Here is a 24,231-nt window from a genome sequence, read left to right on the forward strand (position 1 = left end):
GGCGGGTGTGGTGGACCGCCGATACGCCATGCCTGGGAGGGCCGGGCGCGGGGGCTGGCTGTTTCCGGCGCAGGGTCGTGTTGCTCGACGAGATCGCCGTCCAGTGGGCTCCTGCACAGAGCGGGTGAGGGTACGCAGGTGTGTCTCGTTGCCGTTGTGCTGACGGGCGGGCGGTGAGGCCGTCAGCGGGTGGTCAGTGGCCGGTCAGCGGGGGCGGCGAGTCTCGGGGCATGACGAACACGAGCATTCTCATCTCCGGCGCCGGGATCGGCGGGCCCGCTCTGGCGTACTGGCTCGACCGGTACGGCTTCGACGTGACCGTCGTCGAGCGCTGGAACGGCATCAGGCCCGGCGGACAGGCGATCGACGTTCGGGGGCCCGCGCTGGACGTGGCCGAGCGGATGGGCGTTCTGGACGCGATACGCGCCAAGAGCACCGGCATGCGCGGGATGTCGGTGGTGGACGCGGCGGGTGAGGAGGTCTACCGGTCGCAGGAGCGGACCGTCAGCGGCGGTGACCTGGCGAGCCCGGACGTGGAGATCCTCCGAGACGATCTGGCGCAGATCATCGCGGCGGCGGGCGGGGAGCGGATCGAGTACCTCTTCGATGACTCGATCATGGCGCTGGAGCAGGACGCGGACGGGGTCCGGGTGCGGTTCGACAGCGGCCTGGAGCGGTCTTTCGGGCTCGTGATCGGGGCAGACGGGCTGCATTCCACCACGCGCCGGCTGGCGTTCGGGCCGACGGAGCTGCAAGAGCTCGGGACCTGCATGGCCGTCTTCAGCGTCCCGAACTTCCTCGGGCTGGACGGCTGGCAGGTGATGCACCAGATGCCGGGCGGCGGCCTGCGCGGCGGCATGGTGATGAGCGTGCGGAACGGTACCGAAGCCCGCGCCTACCTGATGTTCGATCCGGCGGGACCACTGGAGTACGACCACCGAGACATCGAGGCGCAGAAGAAGCTCGTGGCCCGCGAGCTGGAAGGGGACAGCTGGGTGATGCCAAAGCTGCTGGAGCTGATGTGGGCGGCTCCAGACTTCCACTTCGACTCGGCGGCGCAGGTCCGTCTCGACGCCTGGTCGAGCGGCCGGGTGGCGCTGCTGGGGGACGCGGGCTACTGCGGGTCCCCGCTGTCCGGGCAGGGAACGAGCATGGCCATGGTCGGCGCCTACGTCCTGGCGGGCGAGCTGAAGGCGGCCGACGGCGACCATGTCCGGGCCTTCGCCGCCTACGAGGAGGAGCTGCGCGGCTACGTCGGCGCGAACCAGCGAATCGCGGTCGAGAACATGAGGGCGCGGCGAGCGCAGCTCGCGGCCGAGACCCAGGGAGAGGAGGCAGCGGCCGAGGCGCTGGCGGAAATAGGGGTGGAGGAGTTCACCGAGGTCGTCAGCTCGTACACGATCAAAAGGTACTGACACGAGACCGCCGGGCGCCGCCCCTACGGTCACTTCCGCACGGCCCGACGCGGCCCTGCCCTGCCACCTCCTCCCGACACAGGAGAGCACGAGTGCTGGTTTCGGTGGGTGCGCAGTCCGGTCGCCTCGGGGATGGCCCGGGCGGGAACTGGAAACGCTACACGACGGCGCTCCAGCCGTTCAGGGCGGCGTAGGTTGGCAGGTCAGATGCGTAGGCAGGAGCCGCCGCAGCCATCGACGCGGGTCGCGCCGTCGCGGATGCCGTGGCTCACCGCACACCGGCGGCTGGCTCGCGACTACGAACGCAATACCGCCACCAGCGAAGTATGATCCGGTGGCCGCCATCGGCCTCATGCATGCCCCGCTGCTTGGGGGGGTGGACGACCGGCCGTCGGTCAGGGCCTGCGTCCGCCCGAATGCCAGCGCCTGTGCAATTCTTCATGGCATTCCGTGCGCAGCCGTTCGAGTGTCTCCCCGGCCGGAAGCGGATCCTGATATGCCTGAAGAGCCTGGGAGGCAAGGCGTTCCGGCCACATCGGCGTCGCCGGACCGGGGACCTGTCTGTACTGGCTGGAGAATGAGTCCTCTCCGTTGATCACTTTGATCTGGTCCGTATCCGTCGAGGTGAAGCGGTAGGTCATCTCCTCGCCTGCGGAATCGATGAACACCATGGCCACTTCGTTATCCGACAAGATCGTCAAGGACCGGAGCGTCAGGTACGTCGCCATGATCCGATCGTCCCACTCTCGGGCGGCTCCACGTCATCGGGCCTTACCACTCCGACAGGCGCTCCCTGAGCCCAACGTGGTCCCGAAGGCTCATCGGGTCAACTTCTCAAACACGCACTCAGAACCGTCAGGTGCGAAGTGTTTAGTCTTGGCTGAGAGTGGCCGCCGCAGTAGCGAGCAGGACTTCAAGATCGCGGATCGCCCGCTTCGGCCGGCTCCCGCACCCGCGTGGTCGACGATCACACGTTCGGCGACGCGCGGTGTGCGGGTCCGAAGGGCGCGGGAACCGGCGTCCGGGGGCCAGATCCTGCTGGCATGCGAGACAACCGGTGTTCCCCGCGTTTTCGCAATTGTCCGGCGCTGTTGACGGTTCTCGCGGGCTGTGTCTTGGCTGCCGCAACGCAGAACGACGGAATCCCGCCTGATCATAAACTCAGACGGGATTCCATTGTTCGGCTCCAGGCCGTCTGGAGGACGGCCATGGGTCACTGCCCCTGGGGGTTTAGAAGGTCAGTTTCCAGGAGTCGAGTGTGCCTTGGTCCCGGTGGAAGATGTCCCGGACAAGGAGCTTCCAGGGGCCGTTGGCTGGTTCGCCTGAGGCGTTGACGGTGTAGGTTTCGGCCAGATTCGCCGCGCTGTCGCCGCCGTTGGCGGGGCGCAGGGGATAGTGCTTGCCGCTGGGAGCGATCAGGTCGATGTGGAGATCACCGCGGTAGGTGTGTTTCACCGACACCGCCGCTTTGAGGGTGGCGGGGGCGTTACCGCTTTGTCCGCTGACCTCGATCGTGCTGGTGACTCCCTTCTGGTCTAGATCGGGGACGGTCATGTCGGTGTCGTTGGTGAATTCCCTGCCGCCGGGGGTCTCGGGGCCGAGTTCGGCGAGGATCGCGTCGGAGTACTTGGTGATTCTGGTGGAGATGCCGGGCCCCTGGCATTGGGAGTCGCCGGATGAGTGGATGCCGACGAGCGTGTAGGTGCCCGATCGAGGTTCCGGCAATATAGGGCGAGCCGCTGTCGCCTCGGCAGCTGCCGACCTCGCCCTTATGCGGGCCGTGGCAGAGCTGGTTTTGCGGGTTGAAGGTGAAGCCGACGTCCTTGCAGGTCTTGCCGTCGATAATGGGGAACTTGGCCTTTTGCAGATGTGACTGGTACCCCGTGCCGCCGTCGGTGTTGCCGTAGGTGAGCATGGTGGTGTCGGTGCCGGGTTTGTCGATTACGCCGTTGTCCTTGCCCAGGGCGACTTTCAGGGTCTGGGTGCCAAGGTTTTTGTCCAGTGTCAGGACGGCGACGTCGCTGCCGTCGAGCTTGCCCGGTGTGTAGCCGGGTTCGATCCACCGCTTGATCGGTTTGGCGGTGGTGCCCTGGGAGGCGTCCTTCAGGTCATCGCGGCCGAACACGATGGTTTTGGACTGCCAGTTGTCGGCGCTGTTGTCCACGCAGTGCGCGGCGGTGATGACCTTGTTGGGGCGGACCAGCGCGCCGCCGCAGTTCAGCTTCTGCGGATGGGGGCTGCCGGGGCGCAAAATCGCAACCGCCCACGGGTACTCGGCGGTGGTGGTGTCGGTGCCGCCCCGGACGAAGGGTTCGGCCGACGGTGATGCGGCGCTGTCGGCGAAGCACATGGGCGAGGAGAGGCCCGACCAGCAGACGATCTTGCGCTGGGTCACGGCGCTCAGGCCGCCGGTGTCGGTGACGGTGAGCTTGCTGATGTAGTCGGCGGTCTTGTTCGGGTAGGGATGCTTGGCGACCTTGTCGCCGCCGGTGCCGCCGTCACCGAAGTCCCACTGGTAGGACGCGATGGCGCCGTCGGGGTCCTTGGAGCCACCTGCGTCGAAGGTGCACTGGCCCGACCAGCACTGCGCGCTGAAGCTCGCGGTCGGCGCCAGGTTGGGGTCGCCGCCCGGCTTGCCCGCGGTGACTTCCTGCTCGGTGGAGTTGCTGTTGCCCGCGCTGTCGGTGACGGTCAGCTTGACCTTGTAGGCGCCGGCCTTGGCGTAATTGTGCTTGTACTTCACGCCGTCGCCGGTGCCGCCGTCGCCGAAGTCCCAGCGGTAGGACGTCGCCCCGGTGGAGACGGACGCGTCGAACGCACAAGACGGAGCCGTGATGGCGCAGCTGGCGGTGAACTTGGCCGCGGGACCGCCGGGACCGGGGTCACCTGGGCCGAACTGGACGTTCAGCAGCTTGTTCGGTGATCTGGTGCCGGGGTTCTTCACCACGCCCTGGGTCGCGGCGTTGACGATCGCGTCGTGGGCCTGCTTGGCGGTCGCGCCGGGGTTGGCGTGCAGCCAAACCGCCACCGCGCCCGCGACGTGCGGAGCGGCCATCGAGGTGCCGGTCTTTTGGGTGATGCCGGTATCGCTGCTGTGCGAGGCAGCGTCGATGTAGGTGCCGGGGGCGAACACATCGACGCATCTGCCGTAGTTGGACATCGAGTTGCGGCGGTCGTCGCGCTCGGTGTTGCCGACCGTGATCACCTCGGGCAGCTTGGCGGGGCCGTAGCCGCAGGCGTCGGCGTTGCTGTTGCCCGCGGCCGCCACGAACACCAGCCCCTGGCCGGTCAGGTTCCGGATCATGTCGGCGGCGAAGTCGGCGGTGTCGAAGATCAGGCTCATGTTCACCACCGCGGGCTTGACGCCGTTGCGTCCGAGCCACTCCAGCGCGTCCATGGCCCAGGAGTCCGGGGCGGTCGAACCGCAGCCGAAGGTCCGCAGGGCCACGACCTTGACCTGTTTGGCGACCCCGTAGACCTTGCCGCCCACGGTGCCCGCGACATGGGTGCCGTGCCCGTTGCAGTCACTGCCATCGCCCGGCTTGCTGTCGGTGAAGTCCCCGCCGACGCTGGCGCGGCCCCCGAACTCGGTGTGGGTCTTGCGAATGCCCCCGTCCATCACATAGGCGGTGGCCAGGGACGCGGTGTTGGGTGGGTTGTACTTTTTGTCCAGCGGCAGGTTCTTCTGGTCGATCCGGTCAAGGCCCCAGGTGGCGTCGTCCTGAGCCAGCCGGGCCGTGCCCTCCTGGTACACGGCCGCCACCGCGGCGTGGCCGGCCAGTCGGCGTGCCTTGGCCTCGTCCAGCCCGCGCACCAGGAACCCGTTGCCGGCGGCGGTGTAGACGGACTTGAGCTGGCCGCCGTGGGCTCGCGTGAGGTCAGAGGCGGTCTGGCCCACTGAACGCGAGTCCTTGAGCTTGACCAGGTAGCTGCCCGGGATGGGTGTGCGGGCCGCGATCACCCTGCCTTCCGGTTCGGCGGCCGAGCCGACGCCGGGCAACAGCGCCGCGACCACGACCGCGGCGAGCGCCGCGACCGCCGATGAAGAGATACGTCTCCTGGGAGCGTTCACGGGGGTCCTCCATTTCTAAAGCGCGGCAAGGATGCACGCGCAGGACGGAGACATCCCAAAGGGTAGGAATCGCAGACCCAAGCCGCATCCGGGAAAGCCCTCGTCTCACCAGCACCGGGAATTTCCCTGTCGTTGCAGAACAGTCGTTGATGAATAACAAGGGATTCCCCTATTTCCTCGGCCGCCGGGTCACGCCACGCAGCAGTTCTCTGAATTCCCCCTGCACGGCGCCCTCCCTGCTTTCGCCACGGGACAGCCGGCAGAAAGGTCAGGTCTGTGCAGCATTTCCCACATCTCGTCCGCTGGAGCGCATTCACCGCCGCCAGCGTCCTGTCCACCACCCCCGCGCAGGCCGAGCCCCGAACCATCCGACCCCGCTGCTGAAGGCCATAACGCGATCTGAGTTTGGGCGCCGCACAGTGCGCGAACCTCTCACGGACGAAGCCACCGCCCCGGACGGCCACGAGCCTGCGAATGACCTCCAGGGCGACCAGGCCGGATACTGGTTCGACACCGCCAGCGGCACACTCGTCGCGGCCGTCCCCAGCGACGCGGCGGCTGATGCCCGTCCGACTGTGCGCCGGCACCCAGCGGGTCAGCCACAGCGCCGCCTAACTGCCCGCATCTGAACCCGTACGGGCCATGCGGACACCCTGGAACCAGGCGAGCACCACTCCCCACCAGGGGTCGTCGCCATGGCCACCATCAGCGTGTTCGCGGCCATTCTCACCGTGCTGTGCGCGGCGTACCAGCGGCGGCACGCCGACCCCGAAGAAGAACCCGAGGAATGGGAAGAACACCAAGGCTCCGGCGTCGTCGCGGACACTCCATCTCCTGTTCAAGCGCACCGGAGATGGCCATCAGCAGTCGGCTTGTAGCTGCGTCAACATCGCTGTCGCAATGACTCGTAGTAAGAGGGTGTCTCGCGTGGGAGGTCTGGTGAGTCGCCAGTAGTTGGTAACGGCGCCTGCAAGGAAGAGGATCCGGGGCCCGTAGTAGGGCGTCGGTGCGGTGGCGAGGGTTTTCCCTCTGTCGGCGCAGGGGCTCACTGCCTACGATCACGTGGCATGGTGGTGCGCGCCGGGTTGACAGCCGCCGCCGGGGCGCTGGCGGCGGGTGAGCGCGTCGTGCTCCGCGGCCCGGCGGGAGTCGGCAAGAGCACGTTGCTGGACTGTCTGGTCCGGGACCGGCCGGGGCCGGTGATCCGGGTGGGCACTGGCAGCGATGCGCTTGAATTTGCGGTCGTCGCGGAGATTATCGACGTTGTGCCCGCGCGGCTGATCGGCACGCTGGCCGGGCCGCAGCGGGAGGCGGTGGGGGCGCTGTTGCGGCGAGAGCCAGGCGAGGCCGACCCGCTGGCGGTGCGGTTCGCGCTCGCCGAGGTGCTCGCTGGATCCGGCGGACTGCTGGTGATCGACGACGCCCACTGGACGGATCCGGCCAGCGTTGGGGCGTTGACGCACGCGCTTCGGCGCTGTGGCGGGCGGGTGGGGTGCCTGATCGCCGAGCGCACGTCACCGGGATTGTCGGTGACCGAACGGCTCGGTGGAGCGTGGACGGTGGTGCCGGTGCCGCCGCTGTCGGGCCAGGAGGTGGCGTCGCTGCTGAGCGAGCACGGCATCGCCTGCCACCTGGCCGGGCGGGTGCACGCGGCGAGCGGTGGATTCGCGGGATGGGCGCTGGAGATCGGCAGGGCTCTGGCGGCCGGGACCGATCCGCGTCCGGTCAGGCGTCTCATTGCCGCACGGCTCGTGGAACTGCCCGCCGCGACCCGCGATGTGCTGCTGCCGGTAGCGCTGGCGCGGCGGCCGACGTTCTCGCTGCTGTGCCGGGCGGGATGGCCGGACGCCGACGTCGAGCTGCAGCCTGCGGTGGCGGCGGGTCTGGTCACTCTGGACGAGATGAGGGGGACAGCCGCAAGAGACGCCACAGTGAGGTTCGCCGGGACGGCCATCGCCGACACGGTGATCGAGGAAGAGGGCGGGAGCCGCCGGGCGACGGTGCACCGGGCGCTGGCCGAGGCGTCCGAGGATCCCGCCGATCGTCTTCGCCATCGCGCGCTGGCCGATCCGGGACCGGACGCCGGTCTGGCCCACGAGCTGGCGGCGGCGGCCGTGGTCGCGCGTGCGGCGGGTGATCGTGCGGGCGCCGCCGAGCTGGGGCTGCTAGCGGCCGAACGCGCTCCGGGCCGGGCGAGCGGCGTGGTGGCCGAGGCGACGGCCGACGCGGCGGCTGCCGGGCGTGCCGATCTGGTCCAGCGGGGCGAGGCGCTCCTGGAGGAGATGGGCACCCCCGCCGAACGCACCCGGGCCCGGCTGGCGGTCATCCGGACGGCAGGGCAGTCGCTGCACGGCCATGACGACACCTTCGCGCGGGCTCTGGCCGACGCCGGTGGCAATCCGGCCTTGCAGGCCGAGGTCCGCATTCGCCTGGCGGTGCGCGCCAACCTGACCGAGGCCAATCCCGCCCGGGCCAGGGACGAGGCCGACCGGGCGTGCGATCTGGCGACCGCCGCCGGCGACCGCGCGCTTCTCGCGGCGGCGCTGACGATGCGCGCCCGGGTCGAGCGGATCATCGGCCATCCGGACGCGGAACGCTCGCTGGCGGACGCGCTGATCCTGGCGCCCGGCGGTCAGGCCCCAATGAACGACTCGGCCAGGTTCCTCGCGGCCCGGCACGCGCTGTTCGACGACCGGCTCGACGACGCCCGCACGATGCTGCTCGACCTGCTGCCCGCGGCCGAACGGTCCGGCGACGCCGAGGACCTGACCGACGTGCTGCGCGGTCTCGCCGAGGCCGAGGTCCGGTCGGGCGCCTGCGTGCAGGCGTCGTCGTATGCGGCGCGTGCGATGGAGCTGACCAAGACGGCGGGGCTGTCCGCGGGACCGGCCTGGTACAGCATGGCCTTGACGGAGGCGGCGGGTGGTGACTTCGGCCGTGCGCGGGCGTATGCGGAGCACGGCGCCGCCGCCTCCGAGGAGGAGCACGACGTGATCTTCCTCGCTCGTTGCCTGCATGTGCTGGGGGTGGTCGACCTGGTCCGCGGCGATCCGGCGGAGGCCGTCCGGGCGCTCGGCCGGGTGGGCGACCTGGAGCGGATGGCCGGTGTCGTCGACCCCTCGCAGCTTCGCTGGCACGGTGATCTGGCGATCGCGCTGGCCCTGACCGGACGTCCCGGCCAGGCACGCCGGCTGCTGGCGGAGGTCCGGCCCACCGCTGAGCAATTGGGCCGGATGGGTGTCGTGGCCGCGCTTGACCACGCACAGGGGGAGGTCATGGCCGCCGACGGCGGTGATCTGTCCGAGGCGGCCGAGGCGCTGGCGTGTTCGGCACGGCGGTTCGGTGAGCTCGGCCTGCCGTTGGAACAGGGGCGGGTGCTGCTGTCTTTGGCCAGCGTTACGCGCCGGCGGCGCCGCCGGGCCGAGGCGCGTGTGCTGGTGGCGCGCGCGGGTGAGGTGTTCAGCGCGGCGCGGGCCTGGCCCTGGCTCCGGCTTACCGGGCAGGCCGCCGCCCGGCTCGACCCGGTCGCGCTCAAGGCCGGCCACGCGGCCGAGCTGACCGCGAGCGAGGAACGGGTGGCCGAGCTGGTCGCGGCGGGCGCCAGCAACCGGGAGATCGCCGTGGCGTTGTCGGTGAGCGTCAAGACGGTCGAGGCGAGGCTGACGCGGATCTACCGCAAGCGCGGCGTCCGCTCCCGCACACAGCTGGCCACCCTGCTTCGCTGACTTCGCACGGAGCAAGGGGTTCCTCGCTTTTGGGGCGGATGCCGGCTCCCTACCGTTCTGGCATCCCCCAACCCCCGAAAGGCGCAATCGATGAACAGGTACACAGGTCTGCTGTTTTCGGCGGGCATGGCGGCCGCGATGGCGTGCGCCGCGCTCCCCGGGGCGGCGGCGCACGCGCGAACGGGCCCCACGGACTCCGACCCGGTCCTGCAGGCGATGCGGCGTGACCTCGGGCTGTCGGCCGACCAGGTACGGCACCGCTGGTCGGACGAGGCACGGGCCCGGCAGGCCGCGCAGGCCCTGCGGCCGGCCGTCGGCGCCGCCGGCATGTGGTTCGACCCGGAGAAGGGCACCCTGGTCGTGCCCGTCACCGATAAGGCGAACATGGGCAATGTCCGTGCGCTGGGCGCCGAGCCCCGGCCCGTGACCCACGGCCCGGCGGTGCTCGCCCGGACGGCGGCCTCGGTGTCGCGGCTGGTCGGCGACGGTGTCCCCGGCGTCACGAGCTGGGGAGCCGACCCGGTCGGCGACCGCGTGGTCGTCCTGGTGACCTCCGCCCTCGCACCGTCGTTCCAGGCCCGGCTCCGCGCGCTGTCGCCCTCGGTCGCGATCGTCCGGTCGGACGCGGGGTTCCGCCAGCAGGGCGGTGACGTGGTCGGCGGCGAGTACTGGAAGCCAGGCTCGGAGGGGTCGTGCTCGATCGGCTTCTCGGCCACCGGCTCGGGCGGGTCACGCCACGTGCTGACCGCGGGCCACTGCACCAACGATGCCGATCAGCCCGCCTACGGCAAGGACGGCACGCGGCTCGGCACCTCCAACGTCGGCGGGAACCGCAGTGTCAACGCGCGCGAAGGCGACTTCGGCGTGGTCGCGGTCACCCAGACCGCCTGGCGGCTGACGGCGACCGTGTCCGGATGGGGCCAGGGCGACGTCACCGTCACCGGATCGGCAGAACCGATCGTCGGCATGTCGGTCTGCCACTCCGGTGGCAACACCAAGTTCCGCTGCGGCACCGTCACCAAGGTCAACCAGACCATCGACTACGGCAACGTGATCATCGAGGGCCTGTTCGTGACCAACGCCTGCTCGGGCGCCGGCGACTCGGGGGGCTCCTACATCACCGGGCCCAAGAGCGGCGCCAATGCCATCGGGCTCCATTCCGGCGGCGGGAACGGCTGCGGGCAGACCGGTCCGACGACGATCGGGCAACCGGTGCGCGAGGCCGCGGCCAAGTGGGGCCTGACCCTGGTCACCGACGACGCGCAGCCCGGCGACCTCACCGTGACAGCGCCCGGCGACCAGTCCGGCCAGGTCGGCACCGCCGTCCGGCTGGACCACAGCGTCTCGGGCGGGACGGCCCCCTACACCTGGACGGCCGCCGGCCTGCCCGCCGGCCTCGCCATCGACGCCTCCACCGGAACGATCACCGGTACCCCCACCACGGCCGGATCGACCCGGGTGACCGTCACCGCCACCGACGCCCAGGGCAAGACCGGCTCCGCCTCCTTCACCTGGACGATCGCCGCGACCGGCGGGACACCGGCCGTGACCGTTCCCGAGTCGCAGACCGCCTACGTGGGCCGCGCGTTCCAGTTGCAGATGAAGGCCACGGACGGCGCCGCACCGTACCGCTGGAAGGCGACCGGCCTGCCCGCAGGCCTGACGATCGACGCCGCGACCGGCCGGATCTCCGGAACCCCGAACAGGTGGGGGATGTACCGCGTCACCGCGACCGTCACCGACCAGGCGGGCAAGACGGGCTCCGCCACGTTCCCTGTGACGGTCTGGAACTCGTGGTGATCGCAGAGGCGCCACACCGATGACGGCCGGGGACGGGACCGCTGCCCGTCCCCGGCCCCTATCAGCGGACCTCCGGCAGTCGGCTCCACCATCTCCCGCCAGCGTCCGCTACCCGGCACCGAGCCGCAGCCCGACTTATCGACATCGCCCTCGTCATAGGACTCACCCTGGCGTTGGTAGCCCTCCTGGTGGCATTCGCCATGATCCGCGCCTGTGAGGGTCCGCCCGGCGGCACGGTCAACATCAGCGGGTTCGTCCCCCTTGCTCCCTTGCCCCAGGGTCCGCCTTCCCTGGGGCGCGGGCGTGGAAAGAGGAAAGAGGTGCGCAGGTGGTGGCGGACCCCGGGATCGAGGCCGTCGTACGGGCCCGCGATCCACGGCGGGCGATGACGCGCGTCGCGCTCGTCCAGGTCGCGAGCCCCGCGGCGGAGCCGCCCGCGCGGCGCAGGGAGCGGGTCGGGCGGATGGTGGCGGACGCCCGCGGCGCCGACCTGGTGCTGCTGCCCGAACTGTGGCTTCCCGGCTACTTCGCCTTCGACCGGTACGCCGAGCTGGCCGAGCCGCTGCACGGCGACACCGTCGCCGCCGCCCGGGAGTGGGCCCGCGAGCTGGGCTGCTTCCTGCACCTGGGCAGCATCCTGGAACAGGCACCCGCAGGACGCCTGCACAACACCGCCGTGCTCGTCGACCCCTCCGGGACCATCGTCCACACCTACCGGAAGATCCACCTGTTCGGATACCGGTCCCGCGAGGCCGAGCTGCTCACCTCCGGCGACACGGTCGCCACCGTCACCTCCCCGCTCGGGACGACCGGCACCCTCACCTGCTACGACCTGCGGTTCCCGGAGATCTGGCGGGCGCTGACAGACGCCGGCGCCGAGGCGGTGGCGGTCCCGGCCGCATGGTCGGCACGGGTCCGCGCGCACTGGCGGCTGCTCACCGCCGCCCGCGCGGTCGAGCAGCAGATGCTGATCCTGGCCTGCAACGCCGCCGGCACGCACGAAGGCGTGACACTGGCCGGCGCGTCCCGCGTGGTCGACCCGTGGGGGACGGTCCTGGCGGAGGCGGGCGCCGCCGAGGAGATCCTGCGCTGCGACATCGACCCGGGCGTGGTGGCGCGGATCCGCGAGGAGTTCCCCGTCCTACGCGACCGCCGATCCGGACGGTCGAGACCGCCGGGACGCGGTACGCCGCGACCGCGTCCGCAGCGATGAGGTGACGCGTTCCGGCCAAATCGTTGGCACCATCCCCCACGTAGCCCCGGAGCAACCGGACGGTGCCGGTCCGAGCGCAGCGTCACCCGGTGTGGAGCGTTGAGAGGGTGGGCAGGTCTGGCGGATCACCGAGCGTTACCGGACCCTCGATGCACGGGCGCTGAGCATGAGCCAGGAAGAACTGTTCGAGGACAGCCCGCACCAGTCGCCGATCCCAGGCCCAAGCGACGGCGAAGTCGAGGCGATCCGCCTGATGCTGAACGCCCTCATGGCCGCCGACCGCCGCTTCGGTGGACGGCGCATCCGCCGACAGGCCTACAGCTATCTCACCGACGTGATCGAGCCGATACTGCGCGGGTACGCACCCGAGGCACTTCCGTCCCCCGGCGGTGCCCATCTCCGCCCCCGACACCCCGTTCTCCCACCGCCACGCGGCCCTTCGAAACCCCACCCTGGCTCCAAGCGTCAATGACGTCACCTACGCCGGCGCTCTGCTGACCAGTTTCCCGCCGTCCCGATTTCTGGGCCGTCCACATTCATGCTAATGCTTGACCCGAGTAGGCCTTGATGTCTATTTCACCATCGATTTGGTGTTCACGACGATATGGTTACTTATGGTCACGCCTGCTCTTCGGGAGCGGGTTGTAATTGCGTGTTTGACCACGGCCGGGGGTTCGGATGGAGTCATCACAGGTCGAAGCCGGGCTGGCGTATGTCTGCGCGAATTTTGAGGAGATCCGAGACCTCCTCGATGATGAAGGGGCCAGCGAGACGGCGCCGTTGTCGCAGTTGAAGGCAGCGCTCCAAGGTCGGCAGGAACTCGATCGACAGGGGCCATCGAGGGAGCATGTGCCCGAGTTGCTGAACGCGGTGCACCTTGCGATCCAGGCCCGAGGGGACGTGCTGGGCGTATTCGGATATGGCGGTTTCAGGAGCGTCATGGGTGCCGACGGAGTGGAGAGCCTGGAGATCGTGTATCGGTGCCCGCTGAAGGCCTGCACGGGGCGGGATGAGGCTGAGGCGCCGGAGTTCCCGCCGCGCTGTTCGATCAGTGGAGTAGTGCTGGTGCGCGAACCACTCGACCCATGAACGGGCTGCTGGGCGAGCTCGGCAAGAAACTCGCCGAGCGCTGGCTGTCGCTGCTGGTGCTTCCCGGGGCGCTGTACCTGGCGGTCGCCGCGGCGGCCGTCACTCTCGGGCACGGCCACGCGTTGGACGTGGGACGGCTCGCCCATGAGATCACCCGCCACGCCAAATCGCCCTCCGTGACGAATGCCGGCGGGCAAGTGGTGCTGCTGGCCGCGGTGCTGGCCGGGGCCGCTGTGGTGGGCTTGATCGTCCAAGCTCTCGGTGTACTGGTCGAGCGGTTGTCGCTGGCCGCTGGGTGGCGCCGATGGCCGCGTCCCGTGCAGGGCGTCGTCCGGCGATGGGTCGATGCCCGGCAGCGGCGCTGGGACGCCGCCCACGCCGCCTGGCATGCCGAGTACCAGGGGGCGAGGGCTCCGGATCCGGCCGATCGGCCCGATCCGGCCGCACGGCACAAGGCCGCTCGTGATCGGGATCGGATCGCGGTGGAACGCCCCGCCCGGCCCACCTGGAGCGGTGACCGCGTGCACGCCGTCGCCGTCCGCCTGGACCGGCACCATCACCTGGACCTGGCCACGGTGTGGCCACAGCTGTGGTTGATCCTGCCGGACGCGGTGCGCCGCGAGCTGAACGATGCCCGCGCGGATGTCGCACGTGCCGCGACGCTGGGCGCATGGGCCGTGCTCTACGTGCCGCTGGCCGTCTGGTGGTGGCCTGCGGCGCCCATCGCCATCGTGATCGCGGTCACCGCCCGCCACCGTATCCGCACCTCAACGAATGCCTATGCCCGGTTCCTGGAGGCCGCCACCCGCATGCACGCCACGACGCTGGCGGTCCGGTTGGGCATCGTTTCCGCGGTGCCCGCGGACCAGCCCCTCGAAGCGCCGCCAATCCGGCCCCTCGACCGCGATCTTGGCCGCGCCCTCACCCGTCATCTGCGGACCCACCTGCCGCCTCCCAGGCCGCCGGCGGGCCGTTGAGCGGCGCGGCCACGAGCGAAGGCGGGTTCGATGCGAGAGCATGATCTAGCTGCGGTCAAAGCGCGGGTCGAGCGGATCAGGACCACCGGAAAGGCGTCGCTGGCGCTGAAGCGGGGCGCCGTGAAGGAAATGCGCCGGCTCCTGCGGATTCTTCAGGACGATCACGCCGACCTTCAAGCCCGCCACCTGCTCGGCTGGATGTTCTGGTATCGGCATTGCGCCCTGCCCCACAACGACGACGAGCTTGACGCGGCCGTGGAAATGTTCACGCCGTGCTTTATCGATGGCGTCGAACCGTTGCCCGAGGCCGTGCTTCCTGTGCTCGCCGAGTCGGTGGTGCCGATTGCCGAAGCGCGGCTGGATGACCTTGTGAGCCTGGGTCGGCTGCATCGGTTGTCGGACGACATCGCGCTCTGGCGGCGCATCGTCGACGCGACGACTGCAGATGACCCGTTCCGAGCCGCTCGGCTGACACGACTCAGTTTCCTTCTGTGGTTCCGGTTCCTGCGCAACGGTCAGGCGACGGATGTTGAGGAATCGGTGGCCATTGCCCGTAAGGCGGCCGCGCAAGACGAGGTAGGCGACACCGACACGGCGTTTCGGCTGAGTGTTCTCTGCCTCGCGCTGACCGCGAGGTTCAGCATGAACGGAATGGTGACGGACCTCGATGAGGCGATCGAGACCGGGCGTGAAGCGATCACGCTGAACGCCGTGGACGCAACCACGGTCATGGTTCGGATGGCCCTTGGCACAGCTCTGATGACACGAGCCCGCATGACCGGGGACGACGAGGACCTGGAGGAGGCGATCGTCCTCGCCCGCGAAGCGGTACAGAGGGGCGAGGCCGGCGACCCCGATGACGCCTCCGCGCTTTCACTCCTCGGTGGCGCTTTGCTGACGCGCTTCGAACGAAGGGGGAATCTGGCCGATGTGAACGAGGCCATCACGGCGTGCCGCGCCGCCGCCCGAGTCCTCCCCGCCGATCACGCCGACCGCACAGATGCGGTCTTCGTGCTTGGCGAAGCCTTGAAGAGGCGGGCTTTCCGCACACACAGCGAGGCGGATCTGGACGATGCGATCGCCTACCTTCGTGAGACGCTGAAGGTCGGCGGACCAGATAATTCCCGCCGGCACGGCATGCTTTCGTCCTTGGCCGGCGCCCTCCACATGCGCAGTGAGCACACGGGGGACCTGGCCGACTTGGACGAGGCCATCACGCTCGGACGACAAGCCGTCGCGCTCATTCACGATGATCACCCTGATCGGCCTCTCATGTTGGCGAACCTGGCCCGGGCCCTGCAAAGTCGGTTCGGGGCGACCGGAGGCATGGCAGATCTCGACCAGGCGATCGTGGTCGCGCGTGAGGCCGCCAACGTAGTTCCGGCTGACTCCTCCGCGCGCACCAACGTCCTCCTCAACCTCGGCTCGGCCCTGCAACAGCGTTTCGTCCGCACCGAGTCGCGCGAGGACATCGACGAGGCCGTCACCGCCTGTCGCCTGGCGGTCCACACTGCGATTGGCGAGCGAGCCGCCGCTCTTCTGCACCTCAGTCGGGCTCTGGGACCTCGGTTCGTGGCCTTCGAGGAGTCTGCAGATGGTGAGGAGGCCGTTGCCGCCGCGCGTGAGGCGGTCGCGATCATTCCGGCCGACCACAGCCGCCGGCCGATCGTGCTGTTCGAACTGAGTCGTGCGCTGGGCGCCCATTTCAGGATGACGGGTGACGAGACGGACCTTGAGGAGTCCACCGCGCTCCTCCGTGAGGCGATCGAGAGCACCGCAGACGACGCGGATCGCGCGCTCTATCTGAGTCGACTGGGTGATCGCCTTCGTTCCCGGTTTGAGCGTACCGGCGTGCCGGCGGAACGGGATGAGGCAGTGGCCGCCTGGTCAGAGGCGGCGAGCATTGTCTCAGCACCGGCCTCGTGGCGGATCGATGCCGGCTGGGCGGCGGCCGGTTTGATCGCTGATTCCGATCCCGGCCACGCCGCCAAGTTACTCGACGCCGCGGTGCAACTGCTGCCCGAGACAGCTGCTCGGCACCTCCACCGCAGCGATCGGCAACGTGCGCTCGGGGAGTACGCCAGTTTGGCTGCCGATGCCGCCGCGCTCACGCTTACCGACACCACCCTGCGCCGTACGGATGAAGAACGCGCGACCCACGCTTTGCAGCAGCTTGAGCTGGGCCGCGGCGTGCTGCTCAGTCAAGCGCTCGACACTCGTAGTGACTTCACCGACCTCCAGGCACGCCATCCAACTCTGGCCGCGCGCTTCACCGAGTTGCGCGACCGGCTCGACGCGGATGACGCCACGGCGGTACCCCTGATGACGGGCGACGCCGGTTCGCCACAGGATTGGGGTGTTGACCAGAGGCGGCGGATCGCGGCCGCCTTCACGGCCACCGTCACCGAGATCCGCGCGCTTGAAGGATTTGAGAGCTTCTTGCGTCCGCCCGAGCCGTCCGAGCTCGTCCGGCACGCCGCACATGGGCCGATCGCCGTCATCAACGTCAGCCGGTACCGCAGCGACGCGCTCCTTTTGACGGTGGACGGCATCAGGTCACTCAAGCTTCCCGGCATCGACGCGGCGGCCCTTGCCAATGCCTGGATACAAGCTCTCGACGCCGCGCGCGATCCCGAGCAGCCCGCCCGGCGTAGGACCGCCCAGACCACAATCGTCGAGATCATCGAACGGCTGTGGGACCGCATCACCGGCCCCGTTCTCGACGAACTCGGCTATCGGACCACTCCAGCGGACGGCACCGAGTGGCCACGAGTTTGGTGGGTGCCGTGTGGTCCGCTCAGTCTGCTGCCGATCCATGCCGCCGGATATCACCGTGAACGCCCTGGGGCCGGCCGGCGCGCTGTCATGGATCGTGTGATCTCCTCCTACACCCCGACCGTACGAACGCTCGGCTACGCCAGAGACAAGGACAGCACTTCGGCTGTGGTCGACCGGGCATTGGTCGTGGCCATGCCCACCACACCTGGAGCCAAGCCGCTTCGCCATGCGCTGCGGGAGGCGTCGCTGGTCCAATCTCGGTTCAGCCGGCCCACGGCGCTTATCGGTAGCGACCAAGACAGCCCCACAACGCAGCGAGTCTTGGACCATCTGCCCCGCTGTCCCGTTGCCCACTTCGCATGCCACGGCACCATCGACGAGACCGACCCTGCGCAGAGCCAACTCCTCCTGCATGATCACGGGGTCGCCCCGTTCACGGTCGCCAGGCTCGCATCGATTCAGCTCGATCAGGTTCGCCTGGCCTACCTGTCAGCCTGCACGACGGCGCTCAATCCCGCTGCAAGCCTGGTCGATGAGGCCGTCCATCTGGCGACCGCCTTCCAACTCGTCGGCTACCCACACGTGATCGGCACCCTTTGGGAGATCGACGACAGCCTCTCCGCAGACGTCGCCGACACCTTCTACGAAGGTGTGAGCACCGACGATGGACAGATCGACCCAACACATGCCGCACGGGCTCTACACCAGGCGGTGCGTGCCGCGCGCGATCGCTTTCCCGCTGCCCCGTCGCTATGGGGCGGCTACCTGCATGTCGGGGCTTAAAGGAACACGAATGACGGACCGCCAGGGTTCTGAGTGTGCAAGACGGACGCAGGGGCGGGGTGGCCGCCGGATCGCCAGCGCATCTCTGAACGGGCCCAGGGTCCGGTTCTCACATCCGATTTCGTCAGGGGCGTCGAGCTGTTGCCGTGAGGCGAGGACCGAAAGCTGATCGTTCGTCGTAGCGCCGGCCGGTTTGGAGGCAGTGGAACAAGCAGCCCAGCAAACGGTTGAAGGTGTCCCGCAACCGCACGCCACGCGACCGGCCCTCCGGGATCGACTCACCGGTCTCGGACGTCGGCCGGACCGGCACCGCGCCCGGCGCCTCCCGGAAAACGCGGGAGCGTGGGTTAGGTTCGGCTGCATGGACGACGGCACACCGGAGGAGCTGCTGGTGGCGGCGCGCGAGGGCGACGGGGCGGCCTTCGGACGGCTGGTGGCGCCGTTCCTCGGGGAACTGCAGGTGCACTGCTACCGGATGCTGGGGTCGGTCCACGATGCCGAAGACGTGGTGCAGGACACGCTCGACCGGGCCTGGCGCGGCCTTGAGCGGTTCGAGTATCGCGGGTCGGTGCGGCCGTGGCTCTACAAGATCGCGACAAATCGTTCGTTGACGCTGATCGAGCGGCGTGGACGGCGTGAGCTGCCCGTCGATCTGAGCCCCGAACGTGCGCCGCTGGCCGAGACGGTCTGGCTCGAGCCGTATCCGGATCGGCTCATGAACTGGACGGCGCGGCTCACCCCGGAGGAGCAGGCGGTGGCGCGCGAGAGCGTGGAGATCGCCTTCGTCGCCGCCCTCCAGCACCTGCCGGCCTCGCAGCGCGCCGTGCTGCTCCTGCGCGACGTGCTCGGCTATGGCGCCGGCGAGGCCGCGGACCTGCTGGAGACGTCGGTCGCGGCGGTCAACAGTTCTCTTCAGCGTGCCCGCAAGGTCGTCGCCGGGCGGCTCCCCGACGACGCCCAGCGTCAGACCTTGGCCTCACTCGGAGAGGCGAGCGTGCGCGACCTCGCCCAGCGGTACGCGGCGGCCTGGGAGGCCGGGGACGTCGACGCCGTGGTGGCGATGTTGACGGCGGACGCGAAGTTCTCGATGCCGCCGCAGACGGTCTGGTACGAGGGACACGACAGCATCCGCGGCTTCCTGGAGGAGGGGCCGATGCGCGAACGGTGGCGCTTCCTGCCGACGCGGGCCGGCGGGCAGCTGGCGTTCGGTACGTACATGTGGAACGGGGACAAGGGCGTCTACGTCCCGGCGGGGCTGGACGCGTTGATGTTGCGGGACGGGCTCGTCGCCGAGGTCATCTCGTTCCTGGACGCGGACTTCCCGGTGTACGGGTTGCCGGCTGAGCTGGCTGGATAGCGAATTCGGCGCGCCGCGATGATTTCGCGAGCCGGCGCGAGTTGTAGCTGTGACAGAGCTTCGACCCGAGAGGACGCGAACCGATGACCGCAGCAGCCGAAGACGTGATCCGCACCCTGATAGAGCGCTGGGCCGAGGCCGTGCACTCAGGTGACATGGACGCGGTGCTCGCCTACCACGCCAAGGACATCGTGATGTTCGACGTGCCGCCGCCGTTCGAGGGCGTTCGCGGCATCGAGGCCTACCGCGAGACCTGGCCCCCGTTCTTCGAATGGCAGGCGAACGGCGCCTCGTTCGAGATCGAGTCGCTGGACGTCACCGCCGGCGGCGACGTCGCGTTCGCGCACGCCCTGCTGCGTTGCGGCACCGCCGAAGAACTGGCCGCCAACCCGGCCAACCGCCTGCGTCTGACACTCGGCTTGCTATTCGAGGACGGCCGGTGGGTCGTCACGCACGAGCACCATTCGTTCCCCATCACCGATCAGCCGGCTACCGGTCAGGTGCGGGAGCCGGGTGGTGCTCGGTGAGCCGGCGCGAGGACGGGGGCCGCTAGCGCGCGGGTTGATGCGGGGACCGACGAGCCGAACTCGCGGGAGACGAGCCCGTCCTCCAGCTCGTCGATGAGCCTGTCGAGGCCACATGTTCGGCGGCCGGGCCGCCGTCTTCGGACAGGAAACGCTCGAGCAGGTCGTCGAGCATGCACCCATACTAGGATCACCCTGTATAGTCTCAGATGAGACTATCTCGACTAGAGCTAGGATTCGGCGATCGATGGGGAGAGGTCCATGCCCGATCCGACCCACCGGACCGCACCGGTGATCGGGGCTTTCCCCGGCGCGCGGGTCCAAGACCATGTCATGGTGGCCACCGCCGTGCTGAAGACCTATGGCTCCGGCGACGGCGCGGTCACCGCGCTGCGGGAGGTCTCGGCGACGTTCACCCGGGGTCAGTTCACCGCGATCATGGGACCGTCCGGGTCGGGGAAGTCGACCTTCCTGCACTGCCTGGCCGGGCTGGACACCGTGACCTCCGGCACCGTCGTCCTCGGCGAGATCGAGCTCACCGGCCTGTCGCGGACCCGGCGCACCCAGCTGCGCCGCGACCGGATGGGCTTCGTCTTCCAGTCGTTCAACCTGCTGCCGATGCTGACCGCCGAAGAGAACATCCGGCTCACCGGACGGCTGGCGGACCGCCACGCCGAGCAGGGATGGTTCGACACGATCGTGGACGCGCTGGACCTGCGGGAGCGGCTGCGGCACCGCCCGAGCGAGTTGTCGGGCGGGCAACAGCAGCGGGTCGCGGTGGCGCGCGCACTGCTGACGCGTCCCGAAGTGCTGTTCGCCGACGAGCCCACCGGCAACCTCGATTCGCGTTCGGGCGCCGAGGTGCTCGGCTTCCTGCGCTCCGCCGTCGACTCCTACCGGCAGACAGTGATCATGGTGACGCACGACCCGGTGGCCGCCGCGCACGCCGACAGGGTGCTGTTCCTGGCCGACGGGACGATCGTCGACGAGCTGCCCGCGCCCACCATCGACGCCGTGCACGCCCGCATGCGCAAGCTGGAGGGCTGACGCCATGGGAAACGCCATGTGGCTCATCGCGCGCCGTTCGTCCGCCGAAGGCTGGCCGCGGTTGACCGCCACGCTGCTGGCGGCGCTGGGCTCGATCGCGCTCATCGCGGGCTCGCTGCAGTTCGCCCTGCGTGCGCAGGAGGCGGTGTCGGGCAGCGACGCGAGCGAGTACTTCCGCGCGGACGTTCTCGTGCAGGGCGGAACGGTCGACCCGGACGACCCGTACGCGCCGTCCAACGGCCGGATCCGCACGGACCGCATCGCGCCCCGGCCCGGAGTGGCGGCCGTCGCCGGGGACGCCACGGTCACGGTGACGGCCGCCCTTCCCGACGGAAGGGCGATCACGGCGTCGGCCGAGGGTCGCACGCTGCTGCGTCCATGGGTGCCCGACCCGCGGCTCAGTCCCTACCGGCTCGAGGCAGGGCGCTCCCCCGTCGAGGGTGAGGTGGCGATCGTCCGGCACATGTCGCGCGCCGGGAAGGCGAAGGTCGGCGACACGTTGACGTTGACGCTGCCCCGCCAGACGCAACGAGTGCGGATCTCCGGGGTCGTCAGCGTGCAGGATCGTGACGCGGTGGCGGCCGGTGACCTGGTGCTGGCCCCGCCCGAGACCGTCCAGCGCGCCGCCATGCTGCCCCCCGGCACCTGGCAGAGCGTCTGGGTGAAGGCCGCCCCGGGCGTGCCCCCCGAACGGCTGCGCGGTGACCTGGCCCGGGAGTTGGGCGGCGCGGCCACGGTCCGCACCGCGGAGTCCGTACGGCGCGTGCAGAGCGCAGCCGCGGAGGGCGAGGGCGCCTCGATCGCCGGCGTCATCGGCATGCTCGCCTCGGTGGCGATCTTCGTCGGACTGTTCGTGGTGGCCAACACGTTCGGGACGCTGGTCCGGCAGCGCACCCGGCGGCTCGCGCTGCTCGGGGCGATCGGCGCCACGCCCCGGCAGATCAAGCGGCTCATCCGGCTGGAGGCGCTGGTGCTGGGCGCCGTCGCCTCGGCGGGCGGGGTCGCCGCAGGCTATCCGGTGTCCGCGCTGATCACCCGGCTGTTCGCGCGGGACGGCTTCGACGTCTCGGCCGCGGGCGCCCAGTTCGGCTGGGTCGCGCTCGCCGTCCCTGCCGCGGCCGGGATCCTGGTCACCCAGGCCGCCGCGTGGCGGGCGGCCCGCCGCGCCGCGGGCGTCTCGCCGGTCCAGGCGCTGCGCAGCACCGTCACCGAGACCCCGGAACATCGCCGGCCGCGGCTGCTGGCCGCGTTCGCGATCTTCGCCGGTGCGGGCTTCTGGTGGGCGGTGGCGGCCGCGATCCGCACCGGCGATCCGCCCGGCCCCGACCGCACGTTCGGGGTCTCGCTGATGGTCGTCTTCGGTGCGCTGCTCGCCGTGACCGGCCTGGCCGTCCTCACCCCGTTCTTCGTCAGGCCGCTGGGCGGCCTGGTCGGCCGCCTCGGCACGCTGGTAGGCGGCGAGACCGGGCGGCTGGCGCATGCCACCATCACCCGCAGCCCGCGCCGGGTCTCCTCGGCCGCCTCGTCGCTGATGCTGGGGGTCGCGCTGGTCGCGTCCGTGGCGCTGGTCACGCTGTCGGTGCACGACCGGTTCCGGGACGCGGGACGGGAGGTGATGGCGGCCGAGCACGCGATCACCTCGACCGCCAGGACCACCGAGGGCGCGCCCGCGCCGCTGCCCCGGGACGTCGCAACCCTGGTGACGGCCGCGCCGGAGGTGTCGCAGGCGACCGCTCTCACGCAGACCGAGGTCAAGCTGGTCTCGCCCCCATCGAACCGGCTCGAACCGGACGAGGAACCCGAGCCGTTCTACTTCCTCGTCAGCGGCGCCGAGCAGGCCGGGTTGCGCGACGTCCTGCGGCTGGGCGGACGGCCGCCCACGCTGCGTCCCGGCCAGATCGCGCTGTCGTCGACCGTCATGAAGGAGCGAGGGCTGCGCCGCGGCGAGGAGATCGTCGTCCGTGGCGCTCAGGGCCGCGTCACCCTCACGGTGGCGGCCGTCTACCACGACCCGTCCCACCTGTTCGCCGAACAGGCGCTCGCGGCGCCCGCGACGATGGACCGGCTGGACGCCAACGCGGCGACCCAGGCCGTCCTGGTGCGAGGCGGCTCCCCCGAGGACCTCGAGCGCGCGGTGGCCGGAGTGCCGGGCGTGCGGGTCCTCGACCGTGACGCCTACGTGGACGCCGCGTCCAGCTCCCTCACCCGTCCACTACGGGCGACGTACAGCTTCGTCGGCATGGCGCTGCTGCTGGCACTGTTCGGCATGGCGACCACGGTGTCGATGAGCGTCACCGAACGCACGCGGGAGTTCGGGCTCCTGGGCGCCGTGGGCACGACCATGAGGCAGATCCGCTCGATCGTCCGGTGGGAGGCGGCGACCGTGGTCGTCCTCGGCACGATCCTCGGCCTCGTGATCGCCATGGGAACACTGACTCTTCTGCACCTGGCGACGGGAAGTTCCTTCCTGCGCCCGGACCCGCCGTGGTGGCTGGTCCCGATACTGACGGCAGGTGCGGCAGCGGCGACGCTGGCCACCTCGGCCCTCCCCGCACGTCGGGCCGCCGCCATACCCGTCCTGGAAGCCACCAAGGCCGAGTAGGCCCCAGCACACGGCCAGCGGCCGGCAGCGTCAGGTCGCGCGTAACGCCGGAGCTTCGCCGATGGATGAGCAGCCCCACATCAAGCGGTGCGCAGGAGGTCGTCGCGGCGGCGATCGAGCGGAGGGCCTACCCCTCGAAAATCTCCCAACTATCTACTCTCTGCAATCAGTCGATCCCTCTAAGTGAGGGCATGGGATTGGGTGGATGCTCCCGACCCCCAGGAGAGGCCATGCCCGACCACACCAATGCCATCCCGACCGGCAAGGTCTTGATCGTGCACAAGGTGATCAACGCCTACCTCATGCCCGATGGCATCAGCGATGCCGAGACCAGCGACAACGACGAACTTCAGACCTACTGGGTGGACCCCTGGCCCAACAATGCATCGGTCTACTGGGTGTTCGAGCCCGCGCGGGACCGCCCCGGGGCTTACTACATCCGGTCCCAGCCCAACCAGCGATACCTCGGGATCCGGGGGGACGTGGCGAAAGCCGACGCGGTGGTGACCCTGCGGATGAACGAAAACAATGCCGGCCTCTGGGAGCCCGTCCCCATCCCGGGCCTGCCCGACAACCCGAACCACCCGGTGGTACGCGCGCTACGGCTGCGCGGCACCAACTTCGCCATGGCCACAGGCGGGAACCTTCCCAACCGAGACGCCGAGATCCACCTGGACCGCGCCTGGGACGGCGAGTTCAACTTCTACCACGCATTCCTCCTCATCCCCGAAGCGTCGGTCGTCACCCGGCCGTAGCAGCCTGCCCGTACGTGCGCACTCGTCCGGGCACACAGGCGCCTTGACGCCGCCCGCACGATACCCGCAGGCCACCGCCGAGACAGTCCTCGCA

Annotated in this window: 17 protein-coding genes; 14 read left to right on the top strand and 3 right to left on the bottom strand. The window is 69.8% G+C overall.

Features of this window, described 5'->3' with window-relative positions; all coding sequences use genetic code 11:
- Positions 1-230 precede the first annotated feature (230 nt).
- On the top strand, positions 231-1,415 hold the full coding sequence (locus E1287_RS06235; protein ID WP_131963866.1) for an FAD-dependent monooxygenase: 1,185 nt from the start codon (positions 231-233) through the stop codon (positions 1,413-1,415).
- 395 nt (positions 1,416-1,810) lie between these two features.
- On the opposite strand, the gene E1287_RS06240 is transcribed toward E1287_RS06235, so the two are convergent.
- From E1287_RS06240 to E1287_RS06250, 3 genes are all read right to left on the bottom strand, one after another.
- Positions 1,811-2,143, bottom strand: coding sequence for a hypothetical protein (locus tag E1287_RS06240; protein WP_131963867.1), 333 nt, complete (start codon positions 2,141-2,143; stop codon positions 1,811-1,813).
- Positions 2,144-2,645: 502 nt separating this feature from the next.
- A complete protein-coding gene (locus tag E1287_RS06245) occupies positions 2,646-2,969 on the bottom strand; it encodes a proprotein convertase P-domain-containing protein (protein ID WP_131963868.1) in 324 nt (107 codons plus the stop codon).
- On the bottom strand, positions 2,902-5,487 hold the full coding sequence (locus E1287_RS06250) for a S8 family serine peptidase (protein ID WP_131963869.1): 2,586 nt from the start codon (positions 5,485-5,487) through the stop codon (positions 2,902-2,904). The genes E1287_RS06245 and E1287_RS06250 overlap by 68 nt, the downstream gene beginning before the upstream one ends.
- Positions 5,488-6,182: 695 nt before the next feature.
- On the opposite strand from E1287_RS06250, the gene E1287_RS06255 reads away from it, so the two are divergent.
- The 13 genes from E1287_RS06255 (at position 6,183) to E1287_RS06320 (ending at position 24,137) form a co-directional block, all read left to right on the top strand.
- Positions 6,183-6,365, top strand: coding sequence for a hypothetical protein (locus tag E1287_RS06255; RefSeq protein WP_131963870.1), 183 nt, complete (start codon positions 6,183-6,185; stop codon positions 6,363-6,365).
- Positions 6,366-6,554: 189 nt separating this feature from the next.
- Complete coding sequence (locus tag E1287_RS06260) at positions 6,555-9,212, top strand: LuxR family transcriptional regulator (protein ID WP_131963871.1); 2,658 nt, start codon at positions 6,555-6,557, stop codon at positions 9,210-9,212.
- Between the two features lie 90 nt (positions 9,213-9,302).
- Positions 9,303-11,012 carry a putative Ig domain-containing protein gene (locus tag E1287_RS06265; protein ID WP_131963872.1) on the top strand — a complete coding sequence of 570 codons (1,710 nt, stop codon included), beginning with the start codon at positions 9,303-9,305 and terminating at the stop codon, positions 11,010-11,012.
- Between the two features lie 331 nt (positions 11,013-11,343).
- On the top strand, positions 11,344-12,225 hold the full coding sequence (locus E1287_RS06270) for a carbon-nitrogen family hydrolase (RefSeq protein ID WP_243718679.1): 882 nt from the start codon (positions 11,344-11,346) through the stop codon (positions 12,223-12,225).
- Positions 12,226-12,391: 166 nt separating this feature from the next.
- A complete protein-coding gene (locus E1287_RS06275; RefSeq protein ID WP_131963873.1) occupies positions 12,392-12,697 on the top strand; it encodes a hypothetical protein in 306 nt (101 codons plus the stop codon).
- A 206-nt stretch (positions 12,698-12,903) separates the two neighbouring features.
- On the top strand, positions 12,904-13,314 hold the full coding sequence (locus E1287_RS06280) for a hypothetical protein (protein WP_131963874.1): 411 nt from the start codon (positions 12,904-12,906) through the stop codon (positions 13,312-13,314).
- Positions 13,311-14,291 carry a hypothetical protein gene (locus E1287_RS06285; RefSeq protein ID WP_131963875.1) on the top strand — a complete coding sequence of 327 codons (981 nt, stop codon included), beginning with the start codon at positions 13,311-13,313 and terminating at the stop codon, positions 14,289-14,291. Before E1287_RS06280 ends, E1287_RS06285 begins: the two co-directional genes overlap by 4 nt.
- 30 nt (positions 14,292-14,321) lie before the next feature.
- Complete coding sequence (locus E1287_RS06290) at positions 14,322-17,852, top strand: CHAT domain-containing protein (protein ID WP_131963876.1); 3,531 nt, start codon at positions 14,322-14,324, stop codon at positions 17,850-17,852.
- A gap of 361 nt (positions 17,853-18,213) precedes the next feature.
- Positions 18,214-19,209 (top strand): sigma-70 family RNA polymerase sigma factor, encoded by a 996-nt coding sequence (locus E1287_RS06300; RefSeq protein WP_207934046.1) that lies wholly within the window; start codon positions 18,214-18,216, stop codon positions 19,207-19,209.
- A gap of 83 nt (positions 19,210-19,292) precedes the next feature.
- Positions 19,293-19,736, top strand: coding sequence for an SgcJ/EcaC family oxidoreductase (locus E1287_RS06305; protein WP_131963878.1), 444 nt, complete (start codon positions 19,293-19,295; stop codon positions 19,734-19,736).
- Positions 19,737-20,066: 330 nt separating this feature from the next.
- Positions 20,067-20,780 (top strand): ABC transporter ATP-binding protein, encoded by a 714-nt coding sequence (locus E1287_RS06310; protein ID WP_131963927.1) that lies wholly within the window; start codon positions 20,067-20,069, stop codon positions 20,778-20,780.
- A 4-nt stretch (positions 20,781-20,784) separates the two neighbouring features.
- Complete coding sequence (locus E1287_RS06315; protein ID WP_131963879.1) at positions 20,785-23,382, top strand: FtsX-like permease family protein; 2,598 nt, start codon at positions 20,785-20,787, stop codon at positions 23,380-23,382.
- A 230-nt stretch (positions 23,383-23,612) separates the two neighbouring features.
- Entirely contained in the window at positions 23,613-24,137 is a 525-nt protein-coding gene (locus tag E1287_RS06320) for a hypothetical protein (RefSeq protein ID WP_131963880.1), read from the top strand.
- Positions 24,138-24,231: the final 94 nt, after the last annotated feature.

Source organism: Actinomadura sp. KC06 (assembly GCF_004348735.1).
Classification (GTDB): domain Bacteria; phylum Actinomycetota; class Actinomycetes; order Streptosporangiales; family Streptosporangiaceae; genus Spirillospora.